The organism is Herbiconiux sp. L3-i23, from assembly GCF_023734115.1.
Lineage (GTDB): Bacteria > Actinomycetota > Actinomycetes > Actinomycetales > Microbacteriaceae > Naasia.
On record NZ_AP025737.1, the window covers coordinates 982,851 to 1,001,127 of the forward strand.

Annotated in this window: 22 protein-coding genes; 9 read left to right on the plus strand and 13 right to left on the minus strand. The window is 70.1% G+C overall.

Features of this window, described 5'->3' with window-relative positions; genetic code table 11:
• The first annotated feature begins 28 nt into the window (after positions 1 to 28).
• On the plus strand, positions 29 to 775 hold the full coding sequence (locus tag NGH83_RS04610; protein ID WP_251857895.1) for a dienelactone hydrolase family protein: 747 nt from the start codon (positions 29 to 31) through the stop codon (positions 773 to 775).
• Here the strand turns inward: NGH83_RS04610 and NGH83_RS04615 are convergent.
• Complete coding sequence (locus tag NGH83_RS04615; protein WP_251857896.1) at positions 744 to 1,481, minus strand: LysR family transcriptional regulator substrate-binding protein; 738 nt, start codon at positions 1,479 to 1,481, stop codon at positions 744 to 746. The two genes, NGH83_RS04610 and NGH83_RS04615, sit on opposite strands and share 32 nt — an antisense overlap.
• A 47-nt stretch (positions 1,482 to 1,528) precedes the next feature.
• Between NGH83_RS04615 and NGH83_RS04620 the strand changes: the two genes are divergently transcribed.
• A complete protein-coding gene (locus NGH83_RS04620; protein ID WP_251858452.1) occupies positions 1,529 to 1,891 on the plus strand; it encodes a DUF5997 family protein in 363 nt (120 codons plus the stop codon).
• A 629-nt stretch (positions 1,892 to 2,520) separates the two neighbouring features.
• Here NGH83_RS04620 and NGH83_RS04625 read toward each other — a convergent pair.
• The 3 genes from NGH83_RS04625 to NGH83_RS04635 all read right to left on the minus strand — a co-directional run bounded on the left by NGH83_RS04625 (position 2,521) and on the right by NGH83_RS04635 (position 4,916).
• On the minus strand, positions 2,521 to 2,862 hold the full coding sequence (locus NGH83_RS04625) for a hypothetical protein (protein WP_251857897.1): 342 nt from the start codon (positions 2,860 to 2,862) through the stop codon (positions 2,521 to 2,523).
• A gap of 66 nt (positions 2,863 to 2,928) precedes the next feature.
• Entirely contained in the window at positions 2,929 to 3,285 is a 357-nt protein-coding gene (locus NGH83_RS04630; protein WP_251857898.1) for a hypothetical protein, read from the minus strand.
• A gap of 329 nt (positions 3,286 to 3,614) precedes the next feature.
• On the minus strand, positions 3,615 to 4,916 hold the full coding sequence (locus tag NGH83_RS04635; protein ID WP_251857899.1) for an MFS transporter: 1,302 nt from the start codon (positions 4,914 to 4,916) through the stop codon (positions 3,615 to 3,617).
• Between the two features lie 166 nt (positions 4,917 to 5,082).
• On the opposite strand from NGH83_RS04635, the gene rpsO reads away from it, so the two are divergent.
• The 4 genes from rpsO (at position 5,083) to NGH83_RS04655 (ending at position 6,971) form a co-directional block, all read left to right on the plus strand.
• Positions 5,083 to 5,352 (plus strand): 30S ribosomal protein S15, encoded by a 270-nt coding sequence (gene rpsO, locus NGH83_RS04640; RefSeq protein ID WP_047406383.1) that lies wholly within the window; start codon positions 5,083 to 5,085, stop codon positions 5,350 to 5,352.
• A gap of 168 nt (positions 5,353 to 5,520) precedes the next feature.
• A complete protein-coding gene (locus NGH83_RS04645; RefSeq protein WP_251857900.1) occupies positions 5,521 to 5,847 on the plus strand; it encodes an antibiotic biosynthesis monooxygenase in 327 nt (108 codons plus the stop codon).
• A 46-nt stretch (positions 5,848 to 5,893) separates the two neighbouring features.
• Positions 5,894 to 6,289: a PPOX class F420-dependent oxidoreductase gene (locus tag NGH83_RS04650; protein WP_251857901.1), complete on the plus strand. Its 396-nt coding sequence runs from the start codon at positions 5,894 to 5,896 to the stop codon at positions 6,287 to 6,289.
• 124 nt (positions 6,290 to 6,413) lie between these two features.
• Positions 6,414 to 6,971 carry an acyl-CoA thioesterase gene (locus tag NGH83_RS04655; RefSeq protein WP_371872750.1) on the plus strand — a complete coding sequence of 186 codons (558 nt, stop codon included), beginning with the start codon at positions 6,414 to 6,416 and terminating at the stop codon, positions 6,969 to 6,971.
• A gap of 16 nt (positions 6,972 to 6,987) precedes the next feature.
• Here NGH83_RS04655 and NGH83_RS04660 read toward each other — a convergent pair whose 3' ends face one another.
• From NGH83_RS04660 to NGH83_RS04670, 3 genes are all read right to left on the minus strand, one after another.
• A complete protein-coding gene (locus NGH83_RS04660) occupies positions 6,988 to 7,554 on the minus strand; it encodes an RDD family protein (RefSeq protein ID WP_251857902.1) in 567 nt (188 codons plus the stop codon).
• A complete protein-coding gene (locus tag NGH83_RS04665) occupies positions 7,551 to 7,817 on the minus strand; it encodes a hypothetical protein (RefSeq protein ID WP_251857903.1) in 267 nt (88 codons plus the stop codon). Before NGH83_RS04665 ends, NGH83_RS04660 begins: the two co-directional genes overlap by 4 nt.
• Before the next feature lie 82 nt (positions 7,818 to 7,899).
• Positions 7,900 to 9,519, minus strand: coding sequence for an ABC-F family ATP-binding cassette domain-containing protein (locus NGH83_RS04670; protein WP_251857904.1), 1,620 nt, complete (start codon positions 9,517 to 9,519; stop codon positions 7,900 to 7,902).
• A gap of 342 nt (positions 9,520 to 9,861) precedes the next feature.
• Here NGH83_RS04670 and NGH83_RS04675 point away from each other — a divergent pair, with 342 nt between their 5' ends.
• On the plus strand, positions 9,862 to 11,271 hold the full coding sequence (locus tag NGH83_RS04675; RefSeq protein ID WP_251857905.1) for an MFS transporter: 1,410 nt from the start codon (positions 9,862 to 9,864) through the stop codon (positions 11,269 to 11,271).
• A gap of 28 nt (positions 11,272 to 11,299) precedes the next feature.
• On the opposite strand, the gene NGH83_RS04680 is transcribed toward NGH83_RS04675, so the two are convergent.
• A complete protein-coding gene (locus NGH83_RS04680) occupies positions 11,300 to 11,707 on the minus strand; it encodes a DapH/DapD/GlmU-related protein (RefSeq protein ID WP_251857906.1) in 408 nt (135 codons plus the stop codon).
• A 184-nt stretch (positions 11,708 to 11,891) separates the two neighbouring features.
• On the opposite strand from NGH83_RS04680, the gene NGH83_RS04685 reads away from it, so the two are divergent.
• Complete coding sequence (locus NGH83_RS04685) at positions 11,892 to 12,251, plus strand: nuclear transport factor 2 family protein (protein ID WP_251857907.1); 360 nt, start codon at positions 11,892 to 11,894, stop codon at positions 12,249 to 12,251.
• A gap of 32 nt (positions 12,252 to 12,283) precedes the next feature.
• On the opposite strand, the gene NGH83_RS04690 is transcribed toward NGH83_RS04685, so the two are convergent.
• Genes NGH83_RS04690 through NGH83_RS04700 form a run of 3 tightly spaced genes read right to left on the minus strand, consistent with a single transcriptional unit; the run spans position 12,284 to position 14,524 of the window.
• Positions 12,284 to 12,994 carry a DUF6518 family protein gene (locus tag NGH83_RS04690; protein ID WP_251857908.1) on the minus strand — a complete coding sequence of 237 codons (711 nt, stop codon included), beginning with the start codon at positions 12,992 to 12,994 and terminating at the stop codon, positions 12,284 to 12,286.
• Positions 12,995 to 13,052: 58 nt separating this feature from the next.
• Positions 13,053 to 13,748 carry a triacylglycerol lipase gene (locus tag NGH83_RS04695; protein ID WP_251857909.1) on the minus strand — a complete coding sequence of 232 codons (696 nt, stop codon included), beginning with the start codon at positions 13,746 to 13,748 and terminating at the stop codon, positions 13,053 to 13,055.
• On the minus strand, positions 13,745 to 14,524 hold the full coding sequence (locus NGH83_RS04700) for an alpha/beta fold hydrolase (protein ID WP_251857910.1): 780 nt from the start codon (positions 14,522 to 14,524) through the stop codon (positions 13,745 to 13,747). Before NGH83_RS04700 ends, NGH83_RS04695 begins: the two co-directional genes overlap by 4 nt.
• A gap of 205 nt (positions 14,525 to 14,729) precedes the next feature.
• Between NGH83_RS04700 and NGH83_RS04705 the strand changes: the two genes are divergently transcribed.
• Positions 14,730 to 15,569 (plus strand): nuclease-related domain-containing protein, encoded by an 840-nt coding sequence (locus tag NGH83_RS04705; protein ID WP_251857911.1) that lies wholly within the window; start codon positions 14,730 to 14,732, stop codon positions 15,567 to 15,569.
• Here NGH83_RS04705 and NGH83_RS04710 read toward each other — a convergent pair.
• Together NGH83_RS04710 and NGH83_RS04715 are read right to left on the minus strand one after the other, a co-directional pair.
• Positions 15,566 to 17,263 (minus strand): bifunctional UDP-sugar hydrolase/5'-nucleotidase, encoded by a 1,698-nt coding sequence (locus tag NGH83_RS04710; RefSeq protein WP_251857912.1) that lies wholly within the window; start codon positions 17,261 to 17,263, stop codon positions 15,566 to 15,568. The two genes, NGH83_RS04705 and NGH83_RS04710, sit on opposite strands and share 4 nt — an antisense overlap.
• Before the next feature lie 56 nt (positions 17,264 to 17,319).
• Positions 17,320 to 17,928, minus strand: a complete 609-nt coding sequence (locus tag NGH83_RS04715) for a hypothetical protein (protein WP_251857913.1) — start codon at positions 17,926 to 17,928, stop codon at positions 17,320 to 17,322.
• Positions 17,929 to 18,277: the final 349 nt, after the last annotated feature.

Sequence of the window (18,277 nt, forward strand, 5' to 3'; positions counted from 1 at the left end):
GGCAGCGCGTGGTGGCATCATGTCGCGCATGGGCCAGCACATCGAGATCGACACCACCGGCGGTCGGATCGCCGCCTACCGGGCGGACCCCGCCGGCATACCGCGCGGCGGCATCGTCCTCATCTCCGAGATCTGGGGGCTGGTCGAGCACATCGCCGACGTCGCCGACCGGTTCGCGGCGGAGGGGTACCTCGTCGTCGCGCCGGACATCCTGAGCAACGCCGGAGTCACGCCGGAGATCGGCGCGGAGCTCACGGCGGCCCTGTCGAGTGACGACGACGCCGTGCGCGCGGAGGCGCAGCCCCGCCTCCGCGACGCGTTCAGCGCGACGTCGTCGCCCGAGTACGCGGAATGGGCGGTCGACGTGCTGCAGCAGGTCGCCGACTACCTGAACGCCCAGTTCGACGACGAGGGCGACCTCGCGGTCGTGGGGTTCTGCTTCGGGGGCACTTACGCGTGGGCGCTCGCCTCGCGAGACTCCCGCATCCGTCTCGCCGTGCCCTTCTACGGCATCGCGCCGACGCACGCGAACCTCGCGGACATCCACGCCCCGGTGCTCGCGTTCTACGGCGAAGGCGACGAGCGGGTGACGAGCACCGTGCCGGAGCTCGCCGCCTCGCTCGCGTCGACGGGCGTGGACTTCACCTCCGTGGTCTATCCCGGTGTGGGGCACGCGTTCTTCAACGACACCAACTCGTTCACCTACGACGCGGATGCGGCGAACGACGCGTGGGCGAAGACGCTCATCGCCCTCGGCGAGAAGCTCCCCGGTTGACCTGGCCGCGGCCCTTCGCGGGCCGCCCCTTCTGCACCTTCCCGCCGGTCTTCCCCGACTTCTGCGGTGAGGAGCCCTTCTTCGGCTGCGCCTTCGCGGGCTCGGGTGCGGCTCCGCGCGAGCTCTGAACCGTGCGGCCGCGGACGACGCCGATGAACTCGTCGAGCACCTCGTCGGTGGCGCCTGCCGGCCAGACCAGCGCGATGCGGGTCGGTTCGGCGTCCGAGATCGGACGGGCGATGACGTCGCGGCGGCCGTTCGCGCGGAACACGGCCTGCGGCATCCGCGCGAGACCGACACCCGCGGCGACCAGGTCGAGCGTCGCGTCGTCCTCGCCCTCCAGCATGTTCTCACTCTCGAGGTCGGCGAGGGTCACCGCGTCGAACAGCTTCACCGGGTGGTCCTTGGGGGCGATGACGACGGGCGTCTCCTCCCAGAGGGGGATGCTGTGCAGCTCGCTCGCCTCGTCGCCCGACGTCTGATCGCCCGTCGTCGGGTCGCGTGGGGGGAGGGGCAGCCGGGCGAAGACCATCTCATTGCCCGCCCGCAGCGATGCGACTGCGGCGTCCGCGGCGACGGGACGGAGGCGGAGTTCGACGTGCGGCATCCGCTCCGCCCACACGCGGGCCCATTTGTCGGGGGAGACCCCGGCGACGAATCCGACGATGAGGGTGACCCGTGATCGGGTCTCGTCGGGCTCCGGCATGGGGTCAAGGGTAGCCTTGGGCCGTGCCCCGACCTGCAGAACAGACCATGAAGCCCACCACCGCGGCCAAGAAGCTCGGTGTGCTGCTCACGGCGATGCCCGCCGAACTGCAGGAGCGGGAGATCACCCGCAGCGAGATCGCCGAATGGACCGAGAGCGCCCCCGAGTGGCTGGCGGAGCTGCGCCGCAACGGCCCGCATCCCCGCCCGGTGGTGGCGGCGAAGCTGGGTGTGTCGATCTCGGGTCTCGCGCGCGGCGGCGTCGATGAGGCGCTGACGACTGAGCAGATCAAGGCGCTGCTGGAGCAGATGCCCGAGTGGCTGGTCACCGAGCGCGCCACCCAGGCGAAGGTCCGCGACGAGAACGCCCGACTGAAGCAACAGCGCGCATCGAAGAACCCTGACGCGTAGGGCAGCGGACTCGCCCGCTCGTTGAGCGAAGCGATACGGAGGCACGACTCCCACCCTCGGTCGTCGAGTAAGCGAAGCGCACCGAGACGGCTCGAGTAAGCGAGGAACGAGCGCATCGAGAGCATGCCCACTGTGGTCTCGATGCGCTCCTCCGTCGCTGCTCGACGACCGACACCCGCTCGTTGAGCGAAGCGATACGGAGGCCCGACTCCCACCCTCGGTAGTCGAGTAAGCGAAGCGCACCGAGACGGCTCGAGTAGCGAGGAACGAGCGTATCGAGAGCGCAGTTCCGCACTCCGGCAACCGTGGTCTCGCTGCGCTCCGCTCACTCGACCCTGGGCCCACCGCGCACGCTTGCGCGGGGGACTCGATACGCTCCTTCGTCGCTACTCGACGACCGGGCTAGGACCCGCCCGTTGAGCGAAGCGATACGGAGGGACCAGTCGTAACCCCGGAGCTGTGGTCTCGATGCGCTTCGCTTACTCGACCCGTCTCGATACGCTCCTCCGTCGCTACTCGACGACCGGAGGAACTCCCACCCCCGGTCGTCGAGTAAGCGAAGCGCACCGAGACGGCTCGAGTAGCGAGGAACGAGCGTATCGAGAGCGCAGCGCGACAATTCCGGCTCGTCAGAACGTCGGCTGGATCTCCCACGGGGTGACCTGACCGAGCGCGATCTGCAGTGCGAGCGCCGCGGTGCGCGCCTCGACGACGCCCTCATCGCTGATGACATCGATGGCGAGAGGCGGCGGCTCCCCGAAGCGGGGGATCTCGACGTAGGCGCGCTCACCGCCCGGAAGCGGAACGTGGGCTTCGGCCGTCCACGCCCCGACGACTGTGGAGTCGACCGCGAGGGCGACGGCGGCGAGAGCGTCGATTCGGCTGAGGGTCGCGTTCACCACCAGGGTCGCCATCCCGGCGCCGACGCTCTCGGACCCGTCGCCGCGCGGAGAGTCGCGTCGGCCGATCATCGAGCGTTCCCGGTCATGCGCGGAAGGCTAAGGTGCCCCGCTGCGAACCAACCCAGGCGCGACGGCTCAGAGCGACGTGGAGATTCCGACCACGACGCCGTAGAGCAGCCCCGTCAGGGCCCCGAGCAGGATCGACGCCCCGAGCGCCGTCGCTGCGGCGGCGAGCGGCTTGGAGGTTCCGCGCAGCAGCAGGGCGATCACCCCGAGCACGGTGGCGCCGAATCCGAGCACTCCGCTGGCGAGGGTCTGCAGACCCGAGAAGACGCCGATGATCTGGTAGTTGCCGGAGCCGACGACGGCGGCCTGGGTAAGGCTCAGGATCGTGCCGATCAGCACCGCGGCGACGGCGACGATGAACGCCACCAGACCGAGCGGCGACTTCTTCCGGGGAGAGGTGAGCGCGGGGGAGTCGGCCGTCGTCATGCCCCCATCCTGCCGTTGCGACGGGCGCATACCCCGCAGCGACCGGACCCGAGTCGACATCCGACTCCCGCTTCGACGGCCGAGCGACCTCTTCAGCCCAGATGCCTGACCAAATGCAGGAGATTTTCACCGCAAACGGCCATTTCGGCCCCGCTGAGGGGCCTCGCGACCAGTTTCTCCTGCATTCGGTCAGGAATCGGCTCGTCGGGATGGGGTCGGACCGACCAAATCAAGGAAAAAGCGGGACCTAGTCACACGTTCATGCCGATCCGGGGCCGATATCGCCCGGAACTCCTTGATTTGGTCAGTGAGCCGGGCGAAGGGCGGAGCTACGGGACGGGGTGGAGGGCGTCGTAGTCCTTGAAGGTGCGGGCTCGGGCCACCAGCACGGAGACGAGCAGGACGATGATGATGCCGCCAACGAACGGGGGCAGCCAGAGCAGCCCGATGAGCGAGAGCGTGCCGACGTAGAGGTCTCCGATGCGGGGGCCGCCGCTGACGACGACGATGAAGAGTCCCTGGATTCGTCCGCGGTAGTGGTCGGGAACGGCGGCCTGCAGCATGGTCGATCGGAAGATGGCGCTGATCTCGTCGGACGCCCCGGCCCCGGCGAGCATCAGGGCGGCGAAGCCGATGGCGACGAAGCGGGCCACCTCGTCCGTCGAACCCGACGCGACCGAGAACCCGCCGAACGACACCACCGCGAGCACGACCCCGAACGCGGCGATGAAGACGCCGTAGACCCGGATGGCGTTGCGGATGGCGATGCCGTGCATCCGCAGCCCGGTGAGGCGGCCCGAGAACGTGCTGCCGAGCAGCGCCCCGATCGCGAACGCGGCGGTGAGCACCCCGACGGTGATCGCGTCGCCGCCGAGCAGCAGGGCGCCGGCGGCGGGGAAGAGCACGCGCGGCTGCCCGAACACCATGGCGACGATGTCGACGAGGAAGTTCATCCGGATGTTCGGCGCGTCCTTGATGAAGCGCAGCCCGTCGGCGATCGCACCGAACCGCGTGTGCGTCGACAGGTGCTCGGGCGGCAGGCGGGGGAGCAGCAGGATGCCCGCGAAGGTGGCGAGGAAGAGGACGACGTCGATGCTGTACGTCCACGCGAACCCGGTGAGGGCGACGAGGACGCCGGCGACGGCGGGGCCGATGGTGACCGAGATACCGCCCGAGATGCCGCCGAGCGCCGCGGCGGCGGGCAGCAGTTCGCGAGGAAGCAGGCGCGGTGTGATGGCTTGCAAGGTCGCGCCGAGCACCGTCGATGACGCGGCCGTGATGGCGGTGAGGGCATAGAGGCTGCCCACCGTCTCGAGCCCGAGCCAGGCGAGGGTCGCGATGGTTCCGGTCGCGAGCCACGACACGACGGCGGCGACGAGCGCCACGGTGCGCCGGTCGAACGCATCGGCGAGGGCGCCGCCGTAGAGGCCCGCAAGGATGGTCGGCAGCAGAGCGATGACGCCGACGAACGACACCATCAGCGTCGATTGGGTGAGGTCGTAGATGTGCAGACCGACGGTGACGATCGTCATCTGCCCGCCGATGCCGGCGACCGCCTGCCCCGCCCATAGGCGCGCGTACGCCGGCGACTTGCGCAGCGGCGTGATGTCGATCAGATGGGAGGACGGCACGAGGAGACAGTCTGCATCACGTCGGCGGTCGCACTGCGACGAGGCCACGGCCCGGGTGGCGGTGAGGTGCTAAGCTTTCTCGGTTGCCGTCCAACGGCCGCGGATAAAGAGAGCCCCCACATCCCGTGGGAGGCGCCGCGCAACGAACAGAGAGGGGATCGTATCTATGGCACTCGAAGCAGACGTCAAGAAGGCGATCATCGAAGAGTACGCAACGCACCCCGGTGACACCGGATCCCCTGAGGTCCAGGTCGCGATGCTGACCCGCCGGATCAAGGATCTGACGGAGCACCTCAAGGAGCACAAGCACGACCACCACTCGCGTCGTGGTCTGCTGCTCCTCGTCGGCCAGCGCCGCCGTCTCCTGGGCTACCTGTCGGACGTCGACATCAACCGCTACCGTGCGCTCATCGAGCGTCTCGGGCTGCGTCGATAAGTCCAGCTCTTCGCGTGAGAACGCGAACTTCTTGCAGGCGGGCCGTTCACCTTCGGGTGGGCGGCCCGTTCCGCATTCCACGGTTGGGCAAGAACGGGTGGCGGAAAAGCGGTGCCCGATGACCGGCAACGTGTAGGCGCGCCCGCGCCCGAGCGCCACACTGGTCGCATGAGCGAGAAGCCTGCCGTCGTCCGGATGTGGCGCGGCATCATCCGCACCGAAGACCGCGACCGATACTCGCGGTATGTCGAGGAGACCGGGATCGACGCCTACCGGTCGACTCCCGGCAACCGGGGCGCCGAGATCCTCCTCCGCGACCTCGGCGACGGCCGCACCGAGATCGTCACCGTGTCGAGATGGGACTCGCTCGAGTCGATCCGGGCGTTCGCCGGAGACGACGTCGGGGTCGCCGTGTTCTATCCGGAAGACGACGAATTCCTTCTCGAGCGCGACCTCACCGTCACCCACTTCACCGAGTGGACGCACCCCGGATAGCGCCGGCTCACGGCGGGCATTCACCGACCGTCCATAGCCTCGAGCGGTGCCGAATCTGATCGACCGCATCGCCGCCAGCCGCTACGTCTCCTTGACGACCTTCCGCCGCAGCGGGGTCGCCGTGTCGACCCCGGTGTGGATCGCCCGGGACGCCGGACGGCCGACGCTCGTCGTCATCACCACGAGCGACGCGGGCAAGGCGAAGCGGCTGCGCAACGACCCCCGTATCACGCTGCGTCCGTGCGACATCCGAGGGCGGGTGCCCGGCAACGCCCGCATCGTCTCCGCGACCGCCGAGGTCGTCGACGATCCCGACGAGGTCGAGGCGATCGCCAGGAATCTGCTGCACAAGTACGGCATCCAGTTCCGGCTGTACCGCTTCGTCGAGCGCCTCATCCCGCACGACGGGCACGACGTCATCCTGCGCATCACTCTCGACTGACGGCGACGACCGGGGACCGGGATGCTTCGGGACCTCCAAAGCCTGCGAACTTGACGACACGGCCCGCTGTAGGAGGCCGACAGCGAAGGTGCGACCCGCGCGCGCCGCTCGTAGAGTGCGGCGGGTGAATCCGATCCGCCGCTTCCTCCGGCTCCTCTGGCTGTCGATCACCGCGAAGCGCCGCCCGCGGCTCGGTATCCACGACGTCGCGCGGATGAGCGCGCGGGTCTGGCCAACCGACCTCGACGAACTGCGCCATGTGAACAACGGCGTCTACCTGTCGATGATGGATCACCCGCGGCTGGACCTCCTGCAGCGGTCGGGGGTGTGGGCGAAGATGCAGCAGGCGGGCGTCTACCCGGTGGTCGCCTCGCAGACCATCACGTACCGCAAGTCGCTGAAGCTTTGGCAGCGATACGACATCGAGAGCCGCATCATCGGCTACGACGAACGCGCCGTCTTCGTCGAACAGCGCTTCGTCGTCGGCGGCGAGATCTACGCTCGCGCCATCGTGAAAGGACGCTTCTTGCGCCGCACCGGGGGAGTCGTCGGCACCGCGGAGCTCGCCGAGCTCACCGGCATCGACACCGCGTCGATGCCCGTGCCGGCGTGGCTGCACGACTGGTCGGAGCACGTCGCACTGCCCTCCACCCGCCAGCCGGCCCCGAGCCTTTGGGACTGAATCGACCCTCGCGGCGTCAGCGGAACGAGGCGCGTGCGTCGATCACGCGCGTGCCGGCCGCCCAGTCGTGCGGTCCGCGACGCTGGGGCGCGAACGCGACGCAGGCGACGTAGACGAGCGGGAGCAGGTCGACGACGACCAGCCCGATGAGCAGTGGCTCGGGGAACCGGGTCTCGCCGGTCGTCGACCAGGCGACGGTCTGCCACACGACGAAGTGGGCGAGCTCCCAGGGGATCAGCTTCACCACCGTGCGCACGAGGATCCGCCATCGCTGCGGCCGGCCCGCGTCGCGAGCACGCACCACGGCGAGCCCGAGTGCCCGTTTGCCCACCGTGGCCTGCCGCGGCCCCGACTCGCAGGCGAACAGATAGACCCCGACCGGCAGCACCAGCAGCACGAAGCCGAGCAGCTGAGCCACCGCGGTGCCGGCCGCCAGCCAGTTCGGCAACGAGCCGGTCGTGAAGAGGACCGCGAGGGAACCGAGCCCGAGCACCGCCATCCACGCGAGGATCAGCAGGTAGTCGATCAGCAGCGCCGCGATGCGCCGGAGGAACCGCGGCGCGGTCGGGGGTGCTGCGGTCACCGCCCGTGGCGGGACAGGATGGCGTCGACGTCGATCTGGGCGAGCAGACCGCGCCAGTCGACGCGGCGGGCAGACTCGACGGCATCGGGGTCGGCGAAGACCTTGCCGTTGCGGTGCACTTCGACGCCCATCGGCGCGAGGCGGTTGAGTTCGGCGAGCACCTCGTCGTCGACCGCCTCGGTGTCGAAGTCGGCTCCGACCTCGGCGATGTAGTCGGCTGAGACCGTGTACGACACGATCGTGTCGAGATCCACCTGTGCCATCGATGCTCCTTCTGCTCGTGAGTCAGGTCTCCACCGTGGCACGGACCGGCCGCCGACGCCACGTGCCTTCACCATCCGGTGCTCACGACCCGGCGCTCTCGGTGAGCGGGGACGGCACCTCGGCGAGCCGACCGTCCGCGAGCTCCCACCATCTCTCGACTCCGATGCGCCCGAGGAAGTCGTGGTCATGGCTCACGACGATCATGGCGCCGGTGTACGCGCGGAGGGCGCCGACGAGCTGATCGACGCTTCGCAGGTCGAGGCTGTTCGTCGGCTCGTCGAGCAGCAGCAGCTGTGCCGGCGGATCGGCGAGCAGCACCCGCGCGAGCGCGACGCGGAAGCGCTGCCCGCCCGACAGTGTGGACACCGTCCGCGTGACGGCGTCGCCACGGAGGAGGAACCGGGCGAGCCGGGACCGCACCTCCAGCGGCGTCGCGTCCGGCGCCGCCGCCCGCACCACCTCGAGCACGGTCTCGTCCTCGGGGAGCCGGATGCGCTGGGCGAGGTACCCGATCCGGTCGGTGAGCGTCGTGACGGTCGCACCGCTCCGGCGCTCTCCGACACCGGCGATGGTGTCGAGCAGAGTCGTCTTGCCGGCTCCGTTCGGTCCCGTCAGCGCGATGCGTTCCGGCCCCTGCACGAGGAGGGGCGGATCGATGCCCGTGATCTCGAGGATGCGACGTCGCGACGCCACACCGGGGTCCGGCAGGTCGATGTCGATCGACTCGTCATCGCGCAGTTGCTCCTCGGCCCGCGCGACGGCCGAGGACGCGGCGTCCACCTTGCCCTCCGCCTCCCCTCGGAGCCGCCCCGCCGAGACCTCGGCCTGCATCTTCTTGCCGCCGACGATGATGCGGGGGATGCCGCCGTTCGCCGCCTTCGCCTTCGCGGTTCGGGCCCGTCGGGCGAGTTTCACCTGAGTTTCGGCGAGCTGCCGCTTCTCGACGCGCAGCTGTTGCTCGGCCGATCGGACCGCCCGTTCAGCGGCCTCCTGCTGCTCGTCGAGGTACTCCTCGTAGGCGCTGAAGGGCCCGCCGTACGTGGTCAGCGCACCGTCGCGCAGTTCGGCCGTCTCGTCGAGTCGGTCGAGCAGTTCGCGGTCGTGACTGACGACGATGAGGGCGCCGCGCCAGGAGTCGACGAGCGCGAACAGACGCTCCCGGGCGCCGCGGTCGAGGTTGTTGGTCGGTTCGTCGAGCAACGCGATATCGGGCCCGGTGAGCCGCAGCTCGGCGACCCCGAGCAGGATCGCCTCGCCGCCGGACACCGCCGACAGTGGGCGATCGACCGCATCGGCGGGCAGCCCGATCTCCAGCAGCGCCTCGTCGACTCGGTGCTCGATGTCCCATGCGTCGCCGACCGCGTCGAAGTCGGCGGGGTCGATACTGCCGCCCTCGATGGAACGGAGCGCGTCGAGGGTCCGCCGGACGCCGAGCGCATCGGCGACCGTTCCGCCCTGCAGCGGCAGCGACTGAGGGAGCACGCCGATCGTGCCGGAACGCTGCACCCGCCCGCTCGTCGGCGTCAGCTCGCCCGCGAGAACGCGCAGCAGCGTCGTCTTGCCCGAGCCGTTCTGCCCGACGAGCCCGGTGCGGGCGCGGGAGAAGGCGCCGGAGATGTCGTGGAACGCCCGGGTGCCGTCGGGCCAGGTGAGGCCGAGCTCGGTGAGCACGATCGAGGGCGTGGAAGAAGGATGGGCCATGAGGGCTCCTGGATGTCAGTGGCGGATGCTGACACAGAAGCCGGAGGATGCGTCGCCGGCGGTCGTCTGGTCAGCGGGTGGTCGCTGAGCTGACGAAGAGCTTCACCGGTTTCCTTCCATCGGGAGCACGTGCCTCTGGCACGTGTCGGATGCTGCACGATTGCGCCGGTCGGAATAAACCGACCTCGACGATGGTCGCATCCAGAACGGGATCGGGCAAGCGTCGTCCGTGTCGCGGGTGCCTGAGTGAAGGGCGCCGGAACGAAGTCGGGTCACCCGAGGAAGCAGGCAGCGCGCGACATGGACGGGTCGGACACCGGGACGCGCAGGAATCTGACCCGGATGCCCGATCCGCGGCTCGTGATCGGCGTGCTCGCCCTCGCCGGCATGAGCGCCTCGTTCATGCAGACCATCGTGCTGCCGATCCAGTCGGAACTCCCGGAGCTGCTCGACGCGAGCAGGTCCGACACCGCCTGGGTGATCACGGCGACGCTGCTGAGCGCCTCGGTGGTCACGCCGATCGCCGGCCGCCTCGGCGACATGTACGGCAAGCGACGCGTCGCCCTCGCGCTGCTCGCGGTCCTGGTCGCGGGCTCAGTCGTCGCCGCCCTGTCGACCAGTGTGGCGATGCTGATCGCGGGGCGTGCGCTGCAAGGAGCGGTGATCGGCGTCATCCCGCTCGGTATCTCGATCCTCCGCGACGTGCTGCACGAGGATCGGCTGGGCGGGGCGATCGCGCTGATGAGCGCCACGCTCGGGGTGGGTGGCGCGATCGGCCTCCCGATCAGTGCCATCGTCAGCGAGAACCTCGACTGGCACGCCCTGTTCTGGCTCGCCGCAGCGCTCGGCTCGCTCAACTTGGTGCTCGTGCTCGCCGTCGTTCCGGTGAGCGTCATCCGCACTCCGGGGCGGTTCGACTGGCTCGGCGCCATCGGTCTGACGATCGGCCTCGGGACGCTGCTGCTCGCGCTGTCGCGCGGCAACGAGTGGGGCTGGGGCTCGCCGATCACCCTCGGGCTGGCGGGAGGCGGAGTCGCCGTGCTCGCGATCTGGGGCGCGCTCGAGCTGCGGACGCGTGATCCGCTCGTCGATCTGCGCGTCGCGGCGCGGCCGCCGGTGCTGCTGACGAACCTCGCCTCGGTGGCGTTCGGCTTCGCGTTGTTCTCGGCGAACATCGTGTTCCCGCAGCTGCTCGAGCTGCCGGTCGCGACGGGTGTCGGCCTCGGCCTGGGCCTGCTGGCCGCCAGCCTCGTGCTGATGCCGTCGGGCCTCACGATGATGGTGATGGCGCCGATCGCGGCGCGACTGCAGCGCCGTTTCGGGCCGCGTCTGCTGCTCATCACCGGCGCGCTGATCCTGGTGGTCAGCTACGGGATCTCGTACTTCTTCGCCGTCGGCTGGTGGCAGGTGCTCGTCATCAACGTGCTGATCGGCGTCGGCATCGGATTGGGGTACGCGGCGATGCCGACGCTCATCATGCGAGCCGTGCCGGCGACCGAGACGGCGGCGGCGAACGGCTTGAACTCGCTGATGCGTTCGCTCGGAACGAGCCTCGCGTCAGCGGCGATCGGAGCTCTCCTCGCGGTCTACTCCGTCGAGGTCGACGGAGTGCAGCTGCCGACCGCCGAGGGGTTCCAGCTCACGTTCGTCTTCGGCGCCGCGGCAGCGCTCGCGGGTGCGCTTCTCGCGGTGTTCATTCCGCAGCGCGCCGAAGGGGATGCCAGGCCGTCGTTGCCCGACGGCGTGGCATGACGGGGCGCGGGGCCCCGGCGAGCGCCGGTCAGGCGGCTCGCGCGAGGCCTCGGCCGCGTGCGGGGACGACGGCGCCGTGGCCGACGGTGGTGTCGGCGGGGATGCGCGCGCCGGATCCGACTCGCGCGTTGTCGCCGATGCGGCTGTGGCTGCCGATCTGCGCGCCGGCGCCGATGACGGTGCCCTCGCCGATCATGACGTTGGCGCCGATGGTGACACCGGGCTGCACGGCTGCGCCGCGGCCGACCCAGCTGCCGGCGCCGATGGTGACGGCACGACCCACGGTCGCCTCCGCCTCGACGTAGCTGCTGTCGGCGATGAACGCCGACGAGTCGACCGACGCGCTCGCCTCGGTGAACCCGCGTCCGTTGACGTGGCGGCGGTACTTGGAGACGCCGCCGCGGTCGTCCTCGATCTCCACGAATGTCTTGCTCATACGCTCCTCCGGGAATCCAGTTGTTCATCCTTCTCTTCGTTGTTCGGAGGGGGATTGGATTCCACTCGTAGGAACGTTCGAGAACCCTTGGGGATTCCCGCCTATCACACTCCGCGTGTCGTCTTCTGCGCTCTCGCCCCATGCCTCTTCCGGAACGTCCCCGACCTCGGGTAGACCGGACGGCATGACCACGAGAGAGACGCTCGACCGATGGATGGACGCGTACCGCGTCGCGTGGACGAGCAATGATCCGGACGACATCCGAGCTCTGTTCGCCGAGGACGGCAGCTACCGGTTCCACCCCTACGACGAGCCGACCGTCGGTCACGAGGCGATCGTCGCGGCCTGGCTCGAGAGCCGCGACGAGGAGGGCACGTGGAACTTCGAGTGGACGCCGCTCGCCCTCGACGGCGACCGCGCGATCATCGAGGGGCGCACCGGGTACCCGGGCGAGACGGACTACCGCAACCTGTGGGTGATCGATTTCGCAGGCGACGGCAGGGCGACCTCGTTCACCGAGTGGTTCATGGCCGAGCCGTCGTAGCGCTGACCGCGTCGCGGCGGCACGAGGGGTGGTCAGGTCAGCAGCGGAAGGGCGCCGAGTGCGAGGTAGGCGAGGGGGAACGCGGCCGCGATGCCGCACACCGTCGCCACCAGGAGTGCGACGTTCTGCATCGAGCGACGCTGACGGACCGCTTCGACGACGGTGACGGCCACGGCGATGACGATCACAGCCGCCCAGTAGAAGATCCCCGTCGACTCACTCACGACGACGAGTCCGTACAGGCCTTCGCCTGCCAGGGCGCCCGCGATCAGGCCCGCGCCGACGGCGGCGGGCGTGCCCCCTCGCATCCAGGACCAGGTCGCGATGCCGACGATCGGACCGGCGACGGCGCCGACCGCGAGCCAGAATCCGGGGTCGAAGAAGAACCCGCGGGCCGTGCTCACCAGGGCGTACCCGACGGTCAGCCCGCTGAAGCCCACGACACCCAGCGCCGCGCTGACGACGAGCCCGGGGATCGGTCGGAGGCCTCCGGGACCGTGGAAAGCGCGGGTCTGCCACCAAACCAGCGCGACGGTCGGCATCGCCCAACCGGAGGCCGAGTTCGCGAGCGACCGGAGGGCGTCGGGCAGGACGGTCTGACCCCACGACGTGAGCCCGCCGAAGATCAGTGCGGCGAGTGCCACGATGCCGATCGCGGACACGATCCGACGCGTCGGTGCGGTGCTCGGAGCGGCGACGGGCGGGGCGGAGGGGGCCGGGAGAGCGAGGGTCGGATCGGGCATGCATTCACGCTAGGAATCGCGGGCCTCGACGCGCATCACCGGCGGGAATGAATCGTCCTCATCCTTCCGGCCGACCCGCGATCGTCCGGTCGAGCTCCTCGAGCATCGCCGGAGCGCCGAGGATGCGGAAGTGACCGGCGACGGGCAGCTCGATGTTGGTTGCGCCGACCAGTTCGCTTCCGCCGGGGATGTGCGGGTCGAAGCGCGCCCAGATCGAGGTGATGCGGGAGTTCACCTCGATCTGCTCGGCGAGGGAGACGAGGGTCGCGTCGCTCGGCGAGAATGCGCGGAGGGTCGGCGAGAGCATGTAGCGGGCGTAGGTCGACCCGGAGAACGGGGTCGCGATCGCGAACATCCGGTCGATGCGGTTCTCGTCGTCGCGCAGCATGGCGAGCTTGCCGATGAGGCCGCCCTTGCTGTGGGCGACGAGGATCACACCGTGCAGGTCGTGCATCCGCAGGTACGCGAGCACGAGTTCGGCGCTCGCCGGGACCGCCGCCGTGTTGCGTCGCAACGCCGTCACGACGTGCACGGGGTGACCGGCCGCGTGGATGCGATCCGCGATGCGGCCCATGAACCGCCAGTTCTCGTAGACGCCGGGTACCAGGACGACCGGGGGCATCGAGTCGCGGCCGGTGGCGTACCGGGAGGGGGTGATCCGCACGTCGGACCCCCGCAGAATGAGCACGCCGGCGTAGAGGTAGTCGAGCGCCCACTCGAAGCCGAGCCCGACGAGTCGGAGCAGCCGGCTCATCGGGCTTCCTCCGTGTCGCTCCACGCCCGGACGTCGCGGTCGGCGTGTTCGAGGATCACGGCGGCGACGGCGTCCGGGGCGGTGTACATGACGACGTGGGCGCCGCCCGCGAGCTCGACCAGTCGCGCGCCCGGGGCGAGCGAGGTCATGCGCAGGTTCCAGTCGTGGCGGCTCACGACGTCGCGGACGCCGCGGATGACGAGGGTGTCGGCGCGCAGCCGGGGGAGCGCCTCGGCGAGGCTGTACGACATCATCGCCGGCAGGGTCTTCGCGAACCAGCGGGGGCCGCAGCGGAGGTAGTCGGTGAACTGGAGGAGGTCGACGCCGGGCGACTCGACGAGGCCGTCGACCAGCAGCCGTGCGCCGAGCGTCGCCGCACCGGGTTCGAGCGGGTCGACCACGGCGCCGACGAGCACGATCCGGCGCACCGTCTCGGGTCGTTGCAACGCCAGCTCGGTGACGATCTGGGCACCCATCGAATGCCCGATCAGGACGGGATCGACGATGTCCTCCGCGTCGAGGTAGGCGCCGATCAGTTCGGCGAAGTCGCCGATCGTCATCGCGTCGCTCGGCTCGGGGGCCGATCCGTGTCCCGGGAGCTCGACGGTGTGCACTCGGCCGGAACCCGACAGCACCGCGGCGAGGCGACGGTAGTAGCGGGAGGCCACGCCGATGCCGTGCACCAGCACGAACGTAGCGCCGGTGGCGACGCCACGACGGTCGACGAGCAGCGTCGCGCCCCCGTGATCGAACCGGTCCATGCCCTTGCGCCCCACGGAACCCGAGCCTAGAGCGCCGCTACTGAAGAACCGATTCGGGGTCGGAGTCCGAGTGCCGACCCGTCTGCGCGCGCTCGGCGCGCAGGGCTGTGCCCAGCTCGGGCGCCCCTCGTTTACGGTGCGTGGCACTCCCCGATGTGGGGGCGCGCCGCGGGAGAGGCCGAGATTAGCGTTGAAGGACCGGTCGGCGGAAGGAGCTCGAATGTCCGAATCGGACATCGCGCTCGTGCGCCCCGGACTGCGGTCCCGCCCCGCGGCGTACTCAGTCATCGACCGGTGCCTCGCCATCCAGAACGAGGCGGTCCCTCGTGGCTGGCTCGCCCGGCAGCTCGGCGCGTCGCCGCTCGCTCCCGATGCCCGCGCCTGGTTCGCGGGAGCCGTCGGTGAGCTCGAGGTCGCGCGGCTGCTCGACGGGCTCGACGAGCGGTGGACCGTGCTGCACTCGGTGCCCGTCGGCAAGAAGGGCGCCGACGTCGACCATCTGCTGATCGGTCCCGCCGGTGTCTTCCCGATCAACACGAAAGCCGTCCGCGGTTCCGTCTGGGTGGGACGCGCCCGCATCCTCGTCGACGGCCACCGCGAGAACTTCGTCGCCAAGTCCGAGGCCGAGGCGAGGCGGGTGCATCGCGCCCTCAGCGACGCGACCGGCGCGAGCCTCTTCGTGCGTCCCGTGCTCGTCTTCGTCGATCCCCGCCGCATGACGGTGCGGGAGCTGCCGTCGTCGGTCACCGTGCTGCAGGCCGACGACCTGCTCCCGTGGCTCTCGGACCAGGAGGAGCTGTATCCCGCCTCCCGCGTCGCCGAGCTCGTGGACGCGGCGGACCGCGAGACCACCTGGCATTTCCCCGGCGGCCCCGCGGTCGATGTGCGCCGTCAACTGCAGCGCTTCGAACGTCTCCGGGCGGAGGTGCGGGAAGCCGATCGCCGCAGGCGTTCGGCCCGGCTGGCCGGAGCCCTGCTCTGCGTGGCCGCCGTCATGACGACCGTCGCGATCGTGCTTCCCGCACTCCTCCTGGAGCTCGTCGATTCGGTGATGCGTTAGGAGCGGACGCTCTTGCGGCGACGCAGCACGAGCCTGCGGCCGAAGATCGTCGCGGCTCCGGCGAGCAGCGCGAGCGCGGCGAGGATCGCGGGGAGCACCGTGCTCGACGCGTCGAAGCCCGTGTCCGCGATGACGCCGTCACGGTCGTTCAGCACCGGCGTGATCGCGCTGTCGGCGGCGGTGACGGTGATCGTCGTCCACCCGATGAGCGAACCGTCCTCGGCGTACAAGGCGAGCTTGTGCTCACCGGCGGCGAGGTCGGCGGGCAGCTGCACGCGCACCTGCCCGTTCGTCACGCGGTGCACTCCGAGCGATCGCGGCGTCGAGTAGACGAACACCTCGACCCGCTCACCCTCGTGGCCCTCGATGTCGATGGTCACGAAGCCGCCGGCCTTCACCGGGGCGTCGGGGGCGGAGACGTCGCCGTCGCCGTCGTTCGCCGCCGTGAGGGCGTCCTCGGCCAGCGGCTGGATGACGGGGAAGGGACGCTCGGCGACCGTGATCGCGATCCGCGCCTGCGTCGCGTTGCCGGGCGTCGCGACGACGAGCTCGTGCGCACCCGGCGCGAGGTCGGCGGGCAGGGTGACCGGAACGGTCGCGCGTCCCACCTCGTCCGTCGTGTTCACGATGGTGTTGTCGATCGCGGCGGACCCGACGAGGTCGCCGTCGAGACGGATCTCGGCGGTGGCGGGCTTCGCCTCGGTGGTGCTGAAGGCGAGCGACGACAGGGTCGCGTCGAACTCGTCGCCCGGGTAGTAGCCGGCCTGCTGCCCGGCGGCCTCGAGCTTCACGCCGACGGCGCGCTGGGCGAGGTCGGGAGCAACGGCGCCGTCACGGGCGGCGAAGTAGTCCACCATGCCGGCCAGGTCGACACGGCCCGAGTCGGCCTTGCCCGATCCCTGCGCGAAGGTGAAGAAGTTGTCGCCTCCGCTCGCGAGGAACGAGTTGGTGACCACCTTGACGACCTGGTCGTCGGCGAGGAGCTCACCGTTCAGGTACACAGCGGTGATGTGCTGGTCGAGCGCGGCGTCGGGGTCGTAGGTGTAGGTGAGGCCCGCCGAAACGCCGAGCTTCAGGAACGGACGGCTGGGCACCGCGCCGCCGGGCGTCGCCGAACGCTGCCACTGCTCTTCGAGCACCTGGGTGATCTGCGCGCCCGTCATGTCGAGGGTCACGAGGGTGTTGGCGAACGGCTGCACCGTGGCCGCCTCGCGGTAGGTGACGAGGCCGTCGGCGTCGCCGGTGCTGCCGCTCGAGGCGAACTTCAGGTCGGCGCGCAGGCCGCCCGGGTTCATAAAGGCGACCTCGGTGCCGAGCTCCTCGGTCGACCAGAGCTGCACGTCGGCGACGAAGTTGCCGAGCGTCGACTCGCCGCCGCGGTTCTCCGACGAGCCCGCGACGGGCGACGCCTGCGCGGCGCGGTTCAAGTCGCCCGTGATGGTGCCGAGCTGCTGGCGGCCGAGGACGTCGGCCTGCTGCACGGCCTGCGTCACGATCGGCTCGACCGTGGGGTCGGCGGTGATGCCGGCCACGGGCTGCCAGTTGGCGGTCGAGGTGGTGCTGAGGTTGGCGGTCAGCGGCACGACGGAGGTCGCCGGGAAGGTGACCTGGTCGGTGTCCGCGTCGTAGGTGAAGGTCATCCGCGCCGCGGCCTCACCGTACTGGCCGGCCTGCATGACCGGGCGGCCGTTCACCAGGTGGTTGAAGCGGAAGTGAGTGTGACCCGAGAAGATGGCGTCGACGTCGGCGCTCAGCCCGGTGGCGATCTCGCCGAAGACCGAGTCGTCGCTCGAGTCGGCGAGCGCGGCGGAGGCGGGGCCCTCATGGATGAGAGCGAGACCACGTCGGCCTCGCCGTTGGTCTCGTCGCCGTCCTGCAGGATCGCCGCTTCGGCGTTGACCGACTCGACGGTGTCGCGGAACTCGAGGCCCTGGATGCCCGACGGGCTGACCAGGGTCGGCATCTGCTCGGTGACGGCGCCGACGAAGCCGACGCGGACGCCGGCGACGGTCGTGACGTGCGAGGGGGCGATGGCGTGCTCATCCGTGCCCGCACGGAAGACGTTCGCGCCGATGTAGGGGAAGTCGGCCTCGCCGCTGCCGTTCTGGCCGATGACGCGGTCGCGGAGGTCGGCGAAGCCCTTGTCGAACTCGTGGTTGCCGACCGCGCTGACCGCGAGGCCCATCGCGTTCAGGGCGTCGAGGGTGGGAGTGTCGTTCTGCACCGCCGACTCGAAGGTCGAGGCGCCGATGTTGTCGCCGCCCGAGATGAAGAGGGTGTTCGGGTTGATACCCCGGATGTCGTTCACGTAGTCGGCGAGGTACGCGGCGCCGGCGGCCGGCGCGCTCGTCTCGCGCACGATGCGTCCGTGGAAGTCGTTGATGTCGACGATGTCGACTGCACGGGAGCCGCGTTCGCGGCACCGGCTCCGCCGACGAGCATGCCGGCCGCGAGAAGGGCGGTCGTCGCCCCGCCCACTGCGGCACGCACGCTCCGGCGTCGTCGTTGACTGTCTTCGGGCGCGTTGGGACGCACGGATCCTCGGAGGTGTTGCGTGAATGGGCGCGGGTAGACGCCGTGCCCCCGTTTCGGATGGCACCCCTCGACGGTAGGCAGATCGTCGCGCGACACGCGACCCTGTTCTCCGAGCGTTTACCTGCCCGAAACATCGGGTCGGGCGAATCCCGTGCGGCTCGATACGATTCGAG

Bases quoted from the DNA above. Each gene is read 5' to 3' on its own strand.
- NGH83_RS04610 (WP_251857895.1), top strand. From the start codon at position 29: ATGGGCCAGCACATCGAGATCGACACCACCGGCGGTCGGATCGCCGCC.
- NGH83_RS04615 (WP_251857896.1), bottom strand. From the start codon at position 1,481: ATGCCGGAGCCCGACGAGACCCGATCACGGGTCACCCTCATCGTCGGA.
- NGH83_RS04620 (WP_251858452.1), top strand. From the start codon at position 1,529: ATGAAGCCCACCACCGCGGCCAAGAAGCTCGGTGTGCTGCTCACGGCG.
- NGH83_RS04625 (WP_251857897.1), bottom strand. From the start codon at position 2,862: ATGATCGGCCGACGCGACTCTCCGCGCGGCGACGGGTCCGAGAGCGTC.
- NGH83_RS04630 (WP_251857898.1), bottom strand. From the start codon at position 3,285: ATGACGACGGCCGACTCCCCCGCGCTCACCTCTCCCCGGAAGAAGTCG.
- rpsO (WP_047406383.1), top strand. From the start codon at position 5,083: ATGGCACTCGAAGCAGACGTCAAGAAGGCGATCATCGAAGAGTACGCA.
- NGH83_RS04645 (WP_251857900.1), top strand. From the start codon at position 5,521: ATGAGCGAGAAGCCTGCCGTCGTCCGGATGTGGCGCGGCATCATCCGC.
- NGH83_RS04665 (WP_251857903.1), bottom strand. From the start codon at position 7,817: ATGGCACAGGTGGATCTCGACACGATCGTGTCGTACACGGTCTCAGCC.
- NGH83_RS04670 (WP_251857904.1), bottom strand. From the start codon at position 9,519: ATGGCCCATCCTTCTTCCACGCCCTCGATCGTGCTCACCGAGCTCGGC.
- NGH83_RS04675 (WP_251857905.1), top strand. From the start codon at position 9,862: ATGCCCGATCCGCGGCTCGTGATCGGCGTGCTCGCCCTCGCCGGCATG.
- NGH83_RS04680 (WP_251857906.1), bottom strand. From the start codon at position 11,707: ATGAGCAAGACATTCGTGGAGATCGAGGACGACCGCGGCGGCGTCTCC.
- NGH83_RS04685 (WP_251857907.1), top strand. From the start codon at position 11,892: ATGACCACGAGAGAGACGCTCGACCGATGGATGGACGCGTACCGCGTC.
- NGH83_RS04690 (WP_251857908.1), bottom strand. From the start codon at position 12,994: ATGCCCGATCCGACCCTCGCTCTCCCGGCCCCCTCCGCCCCGCCCGTC.
- NGH83_RS04695 (WP_251857909.1), bottom strand. From the start codon at position 13,748: ATGAGCCGGCTGCTCCGACTCGTCGGGCTCGGCTTCGAGTGGGCGCTC.
- NGH83_RS04705 (WP_251857911.1), top strand. From the start codon at position 14,730: ATGTCCGAATCGGACATCGCGCTCGTGCGCCCCGGACTGCGGTCCCGC.